Genomic DNA, 12,410 nt, shown 5'->3' on the forward strand with positions numbered 1-12,410 from the left:
GCGACGGCTTTGAACCATCCAAGGGCCACAAAACGCGATCCGGGCATGGGGAAGTCAGGTTCTTTTGCGCCGCAACTGGCTTTCACGCAGCGCCAAAAGCAGCGCACCCGCCAGAATGATCATAGAGCCCAGAACGCTGATGCCGTCCGGTATGACATCAAACACTGCAAAGTCATAAAGCGTTGCAAACACAAGCGTGGCATAGCTGAACGGGGCGACAAAGCTAGCATCCGCACGCGCCATGCCGTTGACGAACAGCGCCTGTGCCGTCGCCATCAAGATGCCAAGTGCGGCCAGCGCGCCCCATTGCGCGGGTGTGGGCACTTGCCAGACAGACACGACGGCGACGGATGCAATGCAGACACCCAGGGTGTTGTTGACCAGCAATATCTGGAACGGGTTTTCGCGGCGTGTCAGTTTCTTGATAAAAATCAGCTCAAGCCCCATGATCATGGCCGCCCCCAATGCCAGCAATGCCGCCGGTTGAAAACTGTCCGGTGCCGGGCGCAGCAGGATCATGGCACCCGCCAGAGCGATGGCCGCAGCAGACCAGCGAATTTGGCCGACGCGTTCGCCCAACAGCGGAATGGCCAGGATCATCGCAAAGGCCGGATTGAGAAATGTGATGGCAGTTGCATCGGATAACGGGATGAAGGCAACCGATGCAAACATAAGCGTGACGCCCAGCCAGCCAGACAGGGTGCGCCCGATATGCAGCCCCCAATGGGGTTTGCCAAGAACCGGGCGCACAGCGGTTGCAATCATGGCAATGCTGACAAATGCGAACAGGAACCGGCCATGGCTGATCTGCAACGGATGCAGGGGTGGTCCCAACGTGTCGGTGCCCAGCATTTTTGCCAACAGGGTCGTGGACGCGATAAAGGCGGTGGCCGCCCCGATCAGGGCCGCCGCCAGCGCCGGATTGTTCTGTTTGGCTGCATACATTGCAGCGCTATGACAAGGCTTTGCACAGCGCGCAAGCCCCGGATTGCAAGGTGGTTTGAGCGGGTAGGGCAGGGTCGTAGTTTTTGCTTTTCACAACGGGCGTGTTGGGCTAGACACGCGCCATGAATGATCTGGTTTCCCTTGCGTTCTTGCGACGCCGAACCACCCGCGCCTGACCCGCGCGCGATCCTGTATGGCGGCTTGCCAGCCGCCCTGTTTGCATAAATATTGATCCAACTGCACGAATACATTCTGTTCGGCCCGACTTTCAAAAGGACAGCCAAAATGATCCCTTCCGTACTTCCGACCTATTCGCGTGCGCCGCTTTCTTTTACCGAAGGCGCCGGTTCCTGGCTGGTCGAGGCGGATGGCCGACGGTTTCTGGATCTGGGTGCGGGTATTGCCGTGAATGCGCTGGGCCATGCCCATCCTGCTCTTGTCGCCGCGCTCACCGATCAGGCACAGAAACTCTGGCACACGGCCAATCTCTACAACATTCCCAACCAGACGGCGCTGGCGGATCTTCTGGTTGCCCATACGTTCGCGGATACCGTTTTTTTCACAAACTCCGGCACCGAGGCTTGCGAACTGGCGGTCAAGATGGTGCGCAAGTACTGGTACGAAAAGGGCCAGCAGGATCGTGTCGACATTATCACCTTCGCCGGGGCTTTTCACGGGCGCTCAGCGGCGGCCATAGCAGCCGCCGGATCCGAAAAGATGACGAAGGGCTTTGGCCCTCTTTTGCCGGGATTTGTGCATCTGGACTGGGCTGATCACGATGCTTTGCGCGCCGCGATCGGCGATACCACCGCCGCGATCCTGATCGAACCGGTGCAGGGCGAAGGCGGCATCCGCCCGCTTCCCGATCAATGCCTCAAGGGCTTGCGCGATCTGTGTGACGAACACGGCATCCTTCTGGTTCTGGATGAGGTGCAATGCGGCGTCGGGCGCACTGGCAAGCTGTTTGCGCATGAATGGGCGGGGATCGAACCCGATATCATGATGGTGGCCAAGGGCATCGGGGGCGGTTTTCCCCTCGGGGCCGTGCTGGCGCGTGAAAATGCGGCCTCGGGGATGACGGCCGGTACGCACGGGTCCACCTATGGCGGAAATCCGTTGGGCTGTGCTGTCGGACGGGCTGTTCTTGAAATCGTTGCAGACCCGGATTTTCTGGCGGATGTCAGCCGCAAGGCGGGTTTCCTGCGGCAAAGGCTCGAAGGTCTGGTGGCAGCGCATCCCGATGTCTTTGACAGCGTGCGCGGTGTCGGTCTGATGATGGGGCTGAAATGCAGGAAAGCGAACACAGATGTGGTGGCGGCTGCATACGATCAAAACCTGCTGACGGTTCCGGCCGCAGACAATGTCGTGCGCCTTCTGCCTGCGCTGAACATTTCAGATCAGGATCTGGCAGAAGCGGTCGATCGACTGGATCGCGCCGCCGCCACACTTTAAGCCGCTTTTGCTTCACTTTTTCACAAATACTTTGGGGGGCCGGGGGTAAAACCCCCGGTCGTACCGGACCAGCAAAGAGACTGATATGAAACATTTTCTGGATATCCACAAAACTGATCCAACCGATCTGCGCACGATGATTGACAGTGCCGCAGCCATGAAAAAGGCGCGCAAGGGGCGGCTTCGGGGGATGCCCGATGACGATCAGCCGCTGGCCGGGCATATCGTGGCGCTGATTTTCGAAAAGCCGTCGACCCGCACCCGGGTGTCTTTTGATGTCGGAACCCGTCAGATGGGGGGCACCACCATGGTTCTGTCCGGCAATGACATGCAGTTGGGCCACGGCGAAACAATCGCTGATACGGCGCGCGTTCTCAGCCGATATGTGGACCTGATCATGATCCGCACCTTTGACGAGGCGGTTTTGACAGAAATGGCAGAATATGCCGATGTTCCGGTGATCAACGGGCTGACGGATCGCACACATCCCTGCCAGATCATGGCCGACATCCAGACGTTTGAAGAACATCGTGGCCCGATCAAGGGCAAAAAGGTTGTCTGGACCGGTGACGGCAACAATGTCTGCGCCTCTTTCATTCATGCAGCGGGCCAGTTCGGTTTCGATCTGACCTTCACCGGCCCGCCGACGCTGGACCCCGAACAGGGTTTCGTCGAGGAGGCGCGCGCAAAGGGCGTGCAAATCGAGATTGAACGCAATCCCGAGATCGCCGTGGCTGGGGCTGATCTGGTCGTGACCGATACCTGGGTATCGATGCATGATGCGCAATCCGCGCGGGAACGGCGCCACAACCAGTTGCGCCCCTATCAGGTCAATGAACGGCTGATGGGCTTTGCCAAACCCGATGCATTGTTCATGCATTGTCTGCCTGCCCACCGAGAGGACGAGGCAACAAGCGCTGTCATGGATGGCCCGCATTCGGTTATTTTCGACGAAGCCGAAAACAGGTTGCATGCGCAAAAGGCGATCATGCGCTGGTGTCTGGGCGTGTAGGGGGCGTACGGGATGAACGGGGCAGAAACACTGGTGCGCACCTTGTTGGAGAACGGGGTAGACACCTGTTTTGCCAATCCCGGTACGTCCGAAATGCATTTTGTGGCGGCGCTGGATGAAAACCCCGACATGCGGTGCATCCTGTGCCTGTTCGAAGGTGGCACGACAGGGGCCGCTGACGGATATGCCCGCATGACGGGCAATGTTGCTGCTACATTGCTGCATCTTGCGCCCGGGTTCGGCAACGCCTTTGCCAATCTGCACAACGCGCGCAAGGGCGGCAGCGGTATTGTCAACATTGTCGGGGACCATGCCAGCTATCATTTGAAATATGAAAGCCCGCTGAAAGGCAATGTCGAAGGGATCAGTGCTGCCGTATCGCACTGGACACGCACCTGTCAGAATGCCCGATCCGTTGCCTTGGACGGGGCGGCTGCCATAACGGCGGCGCGTTCAGGCGGCGGGCAGATAGCGACCTTGATCCTGCCTGCCGATACAGCTTGGGAGCCGGGCGGTGATGTTGCCGTTTGCGCACCCGTTCCGGAACCGCGTTTGCCGGGGGCCGACCGGATTGCGGCAGCGGCCGAGGTTCTGCGCAATCCCGGCGCCTGCCTGATGGTGGGGCGCGATGCGCTTTACGGCCGGTTGCGTCGGATTGCCGGACAGATCGCGCATGAAACTGGGTGTCGGCTGATGTCCGACACGGCTGTGCCTCGGCTCGAGCGCGGCGGCGGATCGGTGCAGATTGAACCGCTGGTCTATCATATCGACGGAAAACTGGGACAGCTTGAACAGGCAAGCCACATTGTATTGTGCGGCCTTCACCGGCCGGTCGCCTTTTTTGCGTACCCCGGAAAACCCAGCCTGCCGGAACCGGCAGATTGTCAGGTCCATTCCCTGTGTGATCCCGGTATGGACATAGCGGGCACGTTGTACGCGCTTGCGCAGACACTCGGCATTTCGGACGATGCGCCGGCGGACATTGTACCGCTGGAATTGCCCGCGCTGCCTGAAGGAACGGTAACACTGGAAAAGGCGGGGACTGCGATTGCGGCGCTGATGCCGGAAAACAGCATCATCGTGAATGAAAGCGTCACGGCATCGTTTCCGTTGCTCTCCGCCACGCGTACGGCCCGTCCGCATGATCTGCTGGCGACAACCGGTGGCGCAATTGGCCAGTGTTTGCCCTGTGCGACCGGCGCCGCGGTGGCGTGCCCGGATCGTCAGGTCATTGCGCTAAGTGGTGACGGATCGGCGATGTACACGCTGCAATCGCTGTGGACGATGGCGCGTGAACACCTGAACGTGGTTGTTATCGTGATTGCCAATCGCGGTTATCAGATTCTGCACGGAGAATTGAAAGCTGTCGGTGTGGACAGCGTCGGACGCAATGCGCACCGCATGTTCGATCTGGTTGATCCGGATCTGGACTGGGTTGCTCTGGCGCAGGGCCATGGTGTGCCGGCAGCGCGCGCCACGTCGATGGAGGCGTTCAATAATGCCTTGACCAAGGGGTTGGACACCAACGGTCCTTTTCTGATCGAACTGGTGGTTCCTGCGGATTAAGCGGTGATTTCGCGCGCAGGATTGCCGGCGACAGTGGCACCGGCAGCAACATCGCGGGTCACGACACTGCCCGCGCCTATGATGGCTCCATCGCCGATGGATATGCCAGCAAGCAGGATCGCACCACCGCCGATCCAGACATCCTGACCAATCCGCACAGGGCGCGCCACCTCTAGCCCGGCGCGACGTTTTGCAACCTCTTTATGATGTTCGGCGCAATACACATGCACGCCGGGCCCCAGCATGGATCGATCCCCGATGCTGACCGGGCCGGTATCGAGTATGATGCAACCCGCATTCAGGTAAACAGCGTCACCCAAGGTGATGTTGATGCCGTAGGCACAATGAAACGGGGCTTCGATCATTGTATCTTGTCCGACAGAGGCCAGAAGCGCAGCCAGTTCGGGCGCGATCGCGCCGCGTTTTTCGGGGGCGGTTGTATTGTGCCTGTGAACCGCATTTCGTGCGCGGTCACGCATCCGTTCCAGTTCCGGGTCCAGACAGGTGTACCAGTGGCCGTTTTTCATTTTATCAAGCTCTGACCGGCCCATTTTAAACTCTCTCTATGTTCCGCGCGGTTTGGCCCGGGTCGTCGGGGTGGCAACGGTTGGATCTTCGGGCCAGGGGTGGCGCGGATAACGTCCGCGCATGTCCTTGCGCACATCCTGATAGGAACTGGCCCAGAAACCCGGCAGGTCCATCGTGACCTGAACAGGGCGCTGCGCCGGTGACAGCAATGTCATCTTGAGCGGTGTCCCCGCGATGTCCGGGTGGCGGGTAACGCCGAACAGTTCCTGCAGCTTTATCGCAATTTCCGGTTGCCTCGTGCTATAGTCGATCGCGACTTTGCGCCCCAGCGGAGTGATGAAATGTGCCGGCGCCAGCCTGTCCAGCATTTGAAGTTGATCCCAGTTCAACGCGGCCCGCAACGCAGGCAGCAAATCAAACCGTTTCCAGTCATCCGCCGTGCGCACGCCCCCAAGATGCGGCAACAACCAGTCGTCGATGGATGTGATAAGCCCGTCCGGCGACATGTCGGGCAGGGATGTGCCACCGGCGCGCACCAGTTCCACACGCGCAGCAAATTGCGCCGCGGCCCCGTCCAGAACAATGCCCAGGTCACGCACGCCTTGCAGCATTGCCTGTGCAATCTCGCTTTCCGATGCATCGCGCCAAATGCGGTCTTGCAAGACCAGTGCACCGAACTGTTCCTGTTGTCTGGTCAGAACGCGCCGGTCACGGCGGGACCATTCGCAAAGGTTCTGCCAGGTGATCCGGTCTTTGAAACACGCGCGCACCTCGCCTTCGGTGATCGCAATGGCAGCGCGGATGCGGGCCTCGCGCGGGTTGCCATCCAGATCGGGGGCAACAATCAGACGCGTAGACGCCAGCGGGTCGCCTTCGGGCATGACGGCCCCTTTGCCACCGGACAGGATATAGCGCGGCGCATCGCCCGCACGGCGCAATCCGACGCGGTCAGGATAGGCCAGCGCGGCCATCTCGGCATCGCTTTTACCACCGTTTTTTGCCACGAACCGTTCCAGCCGTTTGGTATCCTGACGAATGCGCGCCATGACACCCTGCCGGATCTCGTAAGAACGGGATGTGCCGAACCGGCGCGGATCACGCACCGCTTCCAGACGCAGGCCAAGATCGACGGGGGCGTTTTTTAACACGTCCCGTTCAGCCAGAACCGCCGCAATCGGGGCCGCAGCCCTTCCGCTGATCAACAGCATATGTGCCAGTCGTGGATGCAAGGGGACTTCGGCCAGCGCCTTGCCATGGGCCGTGATGCGCCCCGCATCATCCAGCGCGCCCAGCAGGTTCAGCAAGGCCCGCGCTTCGGCATAGCTGCCCGGATTGGGCGGTGTCAGAAAGGCCAGATCGTCCAGCGTGCTTCCCCAGTTGGCCAGTTCCAGAGCGAGCCCGGCAAGATCGGCCACTTCGATTTCGGCGGGGGCAAATGCAGCCAGTGCGCCGTGTTCGCCCTTGGTCCAAAGCCTGTAACAGGTTCCCGCAGCGACACGCCCGGCCCGCCCTGTGCGCTGTATCGCCTCGGCTTGGCTGACCCGTTCGGTAACCACCCGCGACATGCCGCTGCCCGGATCGAACCGCGTGCGCCGCGCAAGTCCGGCGTCGATCACTACCTGCACGTCCTCGATCGTCAGCGAGGTTTCGGCAATGGATGTGGCCAGTACGATCTTGCGGGTGGTTCTGTCTGGCGAAATGGCTGCACGTTGCGCGGCGAATTCCATCGCGCCGAACAGCGGGCGCACGGTGTATTCCGGCGGGGTACGACCTTTCAGGGTGGCTTCGACCCGGCGGATTTCCCGTTCACCCGGCAAAAAGACCAGAATACCGCCGTCGGTTTCCTGTGTTGCCTGCAGAACGGCATCGGCCACCAGCGATTCCAACCGCATCTTGGGCGCGGTGGGCCGTTCCGCCCAACGGATATCGACCGGAAAGCTTTGCCCTTGTGACGTGATCACCGTGGCATCCATCAAATCCGCGACCGGGCCGGCATCCAGCGTGGCTGACATGACAACAAGATGCAGGTCAGGCCGCAGGGCGCCGGCGATTTCAAGACACAGCGCCAGTCCCAGATCGGCGTTCAGCGAACGTTCGTGGAATTCGTCAAAGATAACGGCGCTCACGCCGGGCAGATCGGGCTGGCTCTGGATCATCCGGGTCAGAATGCCTTCGGTCACGACCTCGACACGGGTGGATGCCGAAACCTTTGACTCACCGCGCACCCGGTAGCCGATGGTTTGGCCGGCTTTTTCACCCAGGGTTTGCGCCATGCGTTCTGCGGCGGCACGTGCCGCCAGACGGCGGGGTTCAAGCATGATGATACGGCCATCACAGAACCCCGCCTGCAAAACAGCCAGAGGCACCCGGGTTGTCTTGCCCGCGCCGGGGGGCGCCTGAAGAACGACGCGTTTGTCGGTGCGAAGGGCGTCGACAACATCGGGCAACACGTCGTCAATGGGCAATCTGTCTTTCATATGCACCTTATCGGGCAGATTGGCGGGCGGGCCAAGTGCAACTGTGTCTGGACATCACGGGTCTGCTGCCGGACAAAAGGGAAACCGCAAAAGCCAATCACGAGGGCATGACGCAAAATGGATATCGCGCAACTGGCAAAAGGGATCATCGCAGGGCAGCGGCGCGCCCTTGCGCGGGGGATTACCCTGATCGAAAGCGGGCGCGCAGATCATCGTGTTGCGGCCGCCACGCTTTTGGAAAAGGTGAACACAACAGGGCGTCAGGCGATGCGGATCGGCCTGTCCGGTACACCGGGGGTGGGCAAATCCACATTTATTGAAACCTTCGGGACAATGCTGACAGGGCAGGGGTTGCGCGTTGCGGTACTGGCTGTTGATCCCAGTTCGGCACGCTCGGGCGGGTCCATATTGGGGGACAAGACCCGGATGGACCGGCTTAGCCGTGATCCCAACGCCTTTATCCGTCCTTCGCCCAGTCAGACCCATCTGGGCGGCGTGGCGCGTCGGACGCGCGAAGCGGTCCAACTGTGCGAAGCTGCCGGATTTGATGTGGTGCTGATCGAAACGGTGGGCGTCGGGCAATCGGAAACGGTTGTGTCCGAAATGACCGATCTGTTCGTCTTGCTGCTGGCCCCGGCAGGTGGTGACGAATTGCAGGGGGTCAAGCGCGGGATCATGGAAATGGCGGACCTGATCCTGATCAACAAGGCGGATGGTGATCTGAAGCAGGCGGCAATGCGCACCTGTGCAGATTATTCCGGCGCCTTGCGGCTGCTGCGCAAGCGCCCGCATGATCCCGACGGTTTTCCAAAGGCCATGATGGTTTCGGCTGTAGAGCAGACCGGTCTGGCCGAAGCCTGGGCCGAAATGGAGCATCTGGCCGAATGGCGCAAAGAGCAGGGGCACTGGCGCAACAGGCGCGCCGCGCAGGCACGGTATTGGTTCGAACAGGATGTACGCCAGAGCCTGCTTGCCGGTCTGGACAGGCCCGAGATTCAGGTGGAAATGAAACGTCTGGGACAGGCGGTGGCAGAAGGTGTCATGCCCGCGCATGAAGCAACGGAACAGGCGCTGGAACGTCTGCAAAGTCGTGCGGGCGAATAGGGCGGGCCGCATTTTTTCAAACCCGGGGCCGGAACACGACCTACCGGCTTGACCCGCGCCGCGATTCCCCCTAAAGCCAGCAAACGATTTTCCACGGACCGCCCTGCGGACCGTATGTTTTGGCTGCAATATCTGCCTGCCAATATTATGACAAAGGACAATGCCATGTCGCGCCGCTGCGAACTGACCGGAAAAGGCCCCATGTCGGGCAACAATGTCAGCCACGCCAAAAACCGCACCCGTCGCCGGTTTTTGCCGAACCTGAATGATGTTACACTGCAATCCGAAATCCTGAACCGGGGTATCAAGCTCAAGATTTCTGCCGCGGCCCTGCGCTCGGTCGATCACCGCGGCGGTCTGGATGCGTATCTGGCGAAAGCCAAGGACGAAGAGCTTTCGGATACTGCACTGAAAGTGAAAAAAGAAATTCGCAAAGCACAGGCAGCCGCCTGACCTTTGCCTGTGTCCGGCGCAAGCTGGGACGTATTGAAGCAGCTCCGCCCCGGCGGGGCTGTTTGTGTTTGTGGGCTGGGATGCCTGCGCCTATATCCTGAACCAAGATGATCATGATCCGCCATTCAATCAGCGCGCTTGTTGTTGCGCTTTTGGTTCTGACCGCGCAGTCGGCGGCTGTGGCGCGCGGGTCTTCCATGATTGCCGGTCAGATTGTGTTGTGCACCGGCACCGGCCCTGTGATCGTCAACACGGATCAGAATGGAACACCAGTCGGGCCGGCCCATATCTGCCCTGATTGCGTCATTTCATTTGGCGTCGACGTATTGCCGGTACTTGCGGCGGCGCAACCCGCATTTGCAGAGCTTGAATTGCACTGGGCCGGTCTGGACGCACTTGCCACGCAGACGGGTGCACCCGCGCACCGCGCGCGCGCTCCTCCGCTGTGTCGGATGTTGCCAAGCGGTTGATTTACAATCAAAACTACTAACTTTTTTGAAAAGGAGAGACATGATGTCTTTCAGAACCAGCGGCCTTGCCGCTCTGTGCGCGACTGCGGTCGCTTTTCCGGCCTTCGCAGGCGATGCGTCGTCGATCAAGATTGAAGACCCTTACGCTCGGGTGTCTTCGGCCTCGGCCAAATCGGGTGCTGCTTTCATGGTGGTCCAGAACACGGGCGCGACCGATGACAGGTTGATCGCGGCCCAAAGCGATGTGGCCAAAAAGACAGAGCTGCACACCCACAAACAAGACGCCAACGGCGTCATGCAGATGATGCATGTCGAAGAAGGCTTTGCCATTCCTGCGGGTGGCATGCACATGCTGGCGCGTGGCGGTGATCATGTCATGCTGATGGGGCTGAACCAGTCTCTTGCGCATGGGGATGTGGTAACTATCACCCTGACGTTCGAACAGGCCGGGGATGTTACTGTTGATATCCCTGTCGATCTGGAACGCAAACCGGATCATGGCGCGATGAACCATTCCGGCAGCAACACAGGCGGCTAAGTCTGTAAAAGACTGGCCACCCATGCTGGAACTGTTTGGGTGGCCGGACCGATATGTGCTGCATCAAAATGCGGCGCGACGTCTGTTTCATTCAGATTGAACGCGATCAGTTGGGCGCCGGAACGTGCCGCTTCCTGCGCAAATCCGGCGGCGGGATAAACCTGTCCCGATGTGCCGATGGCGGCAAAGATATCTGCGTTCTGCAATTGGGTTTCAATCTGGTCCAGCCCATAGGGCATTTCACCGAACCAGACGATATCAGGGCGGACGGAATGCGCCGCGCAGGATGGGCACCTGTCATCGACCGACAGGGATGTGGATGCGGGCCACCTGTGATCACACGCCCCGCACAAGGCGCTGTCGAGTTGTCCGTGCATGTGCAAGACCTGAGGTGATCCCGCCTTTTCATGCAGATTGTCGACGTTTTGTGTGATCAGAAAGACGGTGTGATCGCGCATGCGCTGCAATTTTGCAATCGCACTGTGCGCGGCGTTTGGAAGGACACTGGCAGCCTTGGCGCGTCGCGCATTGTAAAACGCGTGAACGCTGTCCGGATCACGGGCGAACCCTTGGGGCGATGCCACGTCTTCCAGCCGGTATTTTTCCCACAAACCGCCGCTGTCGCGGAACGTGCTAAGACCGCTTTCTGCCGAAACACCGGCGCCTGTCAGAATAACAATGTTGGTCATTTACCGCCCTCCTGATGTGGTTCTGCCCGGCTTTGGTTTTCCCAAATCTGTTCTCTGTTGTTGCCAAAACCCGGACCTGCGGGCTTGCTGTCGCACCGGGTTCGCCGCTTGATAATGTTTTGCACCCTTGAGCATACCATGACGCGCGCGACCTTAGTGACCAGCCATGTCCGACCAACACCGGCTGCGTTTGCGGCCCTAGCCTTCAAGCACCCGCAATTGCGTGCCCAGCCAGGGCAATTGCGCGCGCGAGGGTGTGATCATCTGGTCTTGTACCAGATGCCGGACGGTCTGCGCCACATCGCGCGGCACCTGATCGGCCCAATCCGAATTCGCGAACAGGGATATGGTACGCGAAAACGGTTTGAAGGGCAGCGGATGGACCGACAATTTATCGTGCAGACGTTTTGTTCGCATGAACCCCAGTTGCGTGGTGATCGTCCATCCTGTCTGTCGTGCGACCAGCGACATCAGGGATGGATGGCTGCCGATTTCAAACCGTTCGGCAAAGGTCAGTTTCTGCCGGGCAAGATGGGCTTCGATCTGGCGGCCGATCAGTTGTTGCCTGTCATAGCGAAGCAAAGGCAGACCGGAAAGCGGGGCCAGAATATCGTCGGCCCCGTCAGGGATCACACCTTTCGGCGCGACAAGCACAAAAGGATCACGAACCAGCGGATATTCCGTGACATCGTCGATCACTTCGCCGGTGCTGGCGGACACTGCGATATGAAGGCGGCGGTCTTTCATCGCAGCGTTGATTTCATGGCTGGGGGCGGTGACAAGTTTGAACCGGCATTTGGTCAGGCTGTCGGCAAGAATGCCAACCAGTCGCGGTGTCAGATCATTGTCAAAGTCGTCGATGATCCCAAGGCTGAGGGTGCTGAGATGGGTCAGATCCATCACTGTCAGTTCACTTTGCGCCACCCGCAATTCGCGCAGAACCGCCTCGGTCCGGATCAGAAAGCTGCGCCCCGCGGGCGTCAGGACCATCGGGCGTTTCCCGTGATCGACAAGATCAGCACCCAACGCCTTTTCCAGGTTGCGCAATTGCTGGCTGACCGCAGGCTGGCTCAGCCCTGTTTGTTGCGCCGCAACAGCGACAGAACCGCTTTCGGCCAGGGCTTCGAACACTTCCAGCCCACGCAAGGTTACGCCCTTCATTACCACGACAGACCC

Annotated in this window: 12 protein-coding genes; 7 read left to right on the forward strand and 5 right to left on the reverse strand. The window is 59.9% G+C overall.

Features of this window, described 5'->3' with window-relative positions; all coding sequences use genetic code 11:
• Positions 1-54: 54 nt before the first annotated feature.
• Positions 55-945 carry a DMT family transporter gene (locus OLX72_RS11275; RefSeq protein ID WP_114871150.1) on the reverse strand — a complete coding sequence of 297 codons (891 nt, stop codon included), beginning with the start codon at positions 943-945 and terminating at the stop codon, positions 55-57.
• A gap of 285 nt (positions 946-1,230) precedes the next feature.
• On the opposite strand from OLX72_RS11275, the gene OLX72_RS11280 reads away from it, so the two are divergent.
• The 3 genes from OLX72_RS11280 (at position 1,231) to OLX72_RS11290 (ending at position 4,975) form a co-directional block, all read left to right on the forward strand.
• Complete coding sequence (locus tag OLX72_RS11280) at positions 1,231-2,397, forward strand: aspartate aminotransferase family protein (protein ID WP_114872385.1); 1,167 nt, start codon at positions 1,231-1,233, stop codon at positions 2,395-2,397.
• An 85-nt stretch (positions 2,398-2,482) separates the two neighbouring features.
• Positions 2,483-3,409: an ornithine carbamoyltransferase gene (gene argF / locus OLX72_RS11285; protein WP_114871149.1), complete on the forward strand. Its 927-nt coding sequence runs from the start codon at positions 2,483-2,485 to the stop codon at positions 3,407-3,409.
• A 12-nt stretch (positions 3,410-3,421) separates the two neighbouring features.
• The gene (locus OLX72_RS11290) at positions 3,422-4,975 is read left to right on the forward strand and encodes an acetolactate synthase large subunit (protein WP_433988672.1); all 1,554 of its coding nucleotides are present in this window, start codon (positions 3,422-3,424) and stop codon (positions 4,973-4,975) included.
• Here OLX72_RS11290 and OLX72_RS11295 read toward each other — a convergent pair.
• Positions 4,972-5,526 carry a sugar O-acetyltransferase gene (locus OLX72_RS11295; protein WP_433988673.1) on the reverse strand — a complete coding sequence of 185 codons (555 nt, stop codon included), beginning with the start codon at positions 5,524-5,526 and terminating at the stop codon, positions 4,972-4,974. The genes OLX72_RS11290 and OLX72_RS11295 overlap by 4 nt on opposite strands.
• A gap of 12 nt (positions 5,527-5,538) precedes the next feature.
• Positions 5,539-7,980, reverse strand: a complete 2,442-nt coding sequence (gene hrpB / locus OLX72_RS11300; RefSeq protein ID WP_433988674.1) for an ATP-dependent helicase HrpB — start codon at positions 7,978-7,980, stop codon at positions 5,539-5,541.
• A gap of 117 nt (positions 7,981-8,097) precedes the next feature.
• On the opposite strand from hrpB, the gene meaB reads away from it, so the two are divergent.
• The 4 genes from meaB to OLX72_RS11320 all read left to right on the forward strand — a co-directional run bounded on the left by meaB (position 8,098) and on the right by OLX72_RS11320 (position 10,545).
• Positions 8,098-9,084, forward strand: coding sequence for a methylmalonyl Co-A mutase-associated GTPase MeaB (gene meaB / locus OLX72_RS11305; protein ID WP_114871145.1), 987 nt, complete (start codon positions 8,098-8,100; stop codon positions 9,082-9,084).
• 165 nt (positions 9,085-9,249) lie between these two features.
• Positions 9,250-9,537, forward strand: coding sequence for a 50S ribosomal protein L28 (gene rpmB, locus OLX72_RS11310; RefSeq protein WP_114872384.1), 288 nt, complete (start codon positions 9,250-9,252; stop codon positions 9,535-9,537).
• 113 nt (positions 9,538-9,650) lie between these two features.
• Positions 9,651-10,007 carry a hypothetical protein gene (locus OLX72_RS11315; protein ID WP_162798116.1) on the forward strand — a complete coding sequence of 119 codons (357 nt, stop codon included), beginning with the start codon at positions 9,651-9,653 and terminating at the stop codon, positions 10,005-10,007.
• 43 nt (positions 10,008-10,050) lie between these two features.
• Positions 10,051-10,545, forward strand: a complete 495-nt coding sequence (locus OLX72_RS11320; RefSeq protein ID WP_433990457.1) for a copper chaperone PCu(A)C — start codon at positions 10,051-10,053, stop codon at positions 10,543-10,545.
• Here OLX72_RS11320 and OLX72_RS11325 read toward each other — a convergent pair.
• Positions 10,542-11,234: an NAD-dependent deacylase gene (locus OLX72_RS11325; protein WP_433988675.1), complete on the reverse strand. Its 693-nt coding sequence runs from the start codon at positions 11,232-11,234 to the stop codon at positions 10,542-10,544. The two genes, OLX72_RS11320 and OLX72_RS11325, sit on opposite strands and share 4 nt — an antisense overlap.
• A gap of 198 nt (positions 11,235-11,432) precedes the next feature.
• Positions 11,433-12,401: a LysR family transcriptional regulator gene (locus tag OLX72_RS11330; protein ID WP_114871142.1), complete on the reverse strand. Its 969-nt coding sequence runs from the start codon at positions 12,399-12,401 to the stop codon at positions 11,433-11,435.
• Positions 12,402-12,410 lie beyond the last annotated feature (9 nt).

The organism is Sulfitobacter sp. TBRI5 (assembly GCF_051013555.1).
Taxonomy (GTDB): Bacteria; Pseudomonadota; Alphaproteobacteria; order Rhodobacterales; family Rhodobacteraceae; genus JL08.

What these genes read in the sequence shown, in the direction of transcription:
- OLX72_RS11275 (WP_114871150.1), bottom strand. Translation starts at nt 945, where the DNA reads ATGTATGCAGCCAAACAGAACAATCCGGCGCTGGCGGCGGCCCTGATC.
- OLX72_RS11280 (WP_114872385.1), top strand. Translation starts at nt 1,231, where the DNA reads ATGATCCCTTCCGTACTTCCGACCTATTCGCGTGCGCCGCTTTCTTTT.
- argF (WP_114871149.1), top strand. Translation starts at nt 2,483, where the DNA reads ATGAAACATTTTCTGGATATCCACAAAACTGATCCAACCGATCTGCGC.
- OLX72_RS11290 (WP_433988672.1), top strand. Translation starts at nt 3,422, where the DNA reads ATGAACGGGGCAGAAACACTGGTGCGCACCTTGTTGGAGAACGGGGTA.
- OLX72_RS11295 (WP_433988673.1), bottom strand. Translation starts at nt 5,526, where the DNA reads ATGGGCCGGTCAGAGCTTGATAAAATGAAAAACGGCCACTGGTACACC.
- hrpB (WP_433988674.1), bottom strand. Translation starts at nt 7,980, where the DNA reads ATGAAAGACAGATTGCCCATTGACGACGTGTTGCCCGATGTTGTCGAC.
- meaB (WP_114871145.1), top strand. Translation starts at nt 8,098, where the DNA reads ATGGATATCGCGCAACTGGCAAAAGGGATCATCGCAGGGCAGCGGCGC.
- rpmB (WP_114872384.1), top strand. Translation starts at nt 9,250, where the DNA reads ATGTCGCGCCGCTGCGAACTGACCGGAAAAGGCCCCATGTCGGGCAAC.
- OLX72_RS11315 (WP_162798116.1), top strand. Translation starts at nt 9,651, where the DNA reads ATGATCCGCCATTCAATCAGCGCGCTTGTTGTTGCGCTTTTGGTTCTG.
- OLX72_RS11320 (WP_433990457.1), top strand. Translation starts at nt 10,051, where the DNA reads ATGTCTTTCAGAACCAGCGGCCTTGCCGCTCTGTGCGCGACTGCGGTC.
- OLX72_RS11325 (WP_433988675.1), bottom strand. Translation starts at nt 11,234, where the DNA reads ATGACCAACATTGTTATTCTGACAGGCGCCGGTGTTTCGGCAGAAAGC.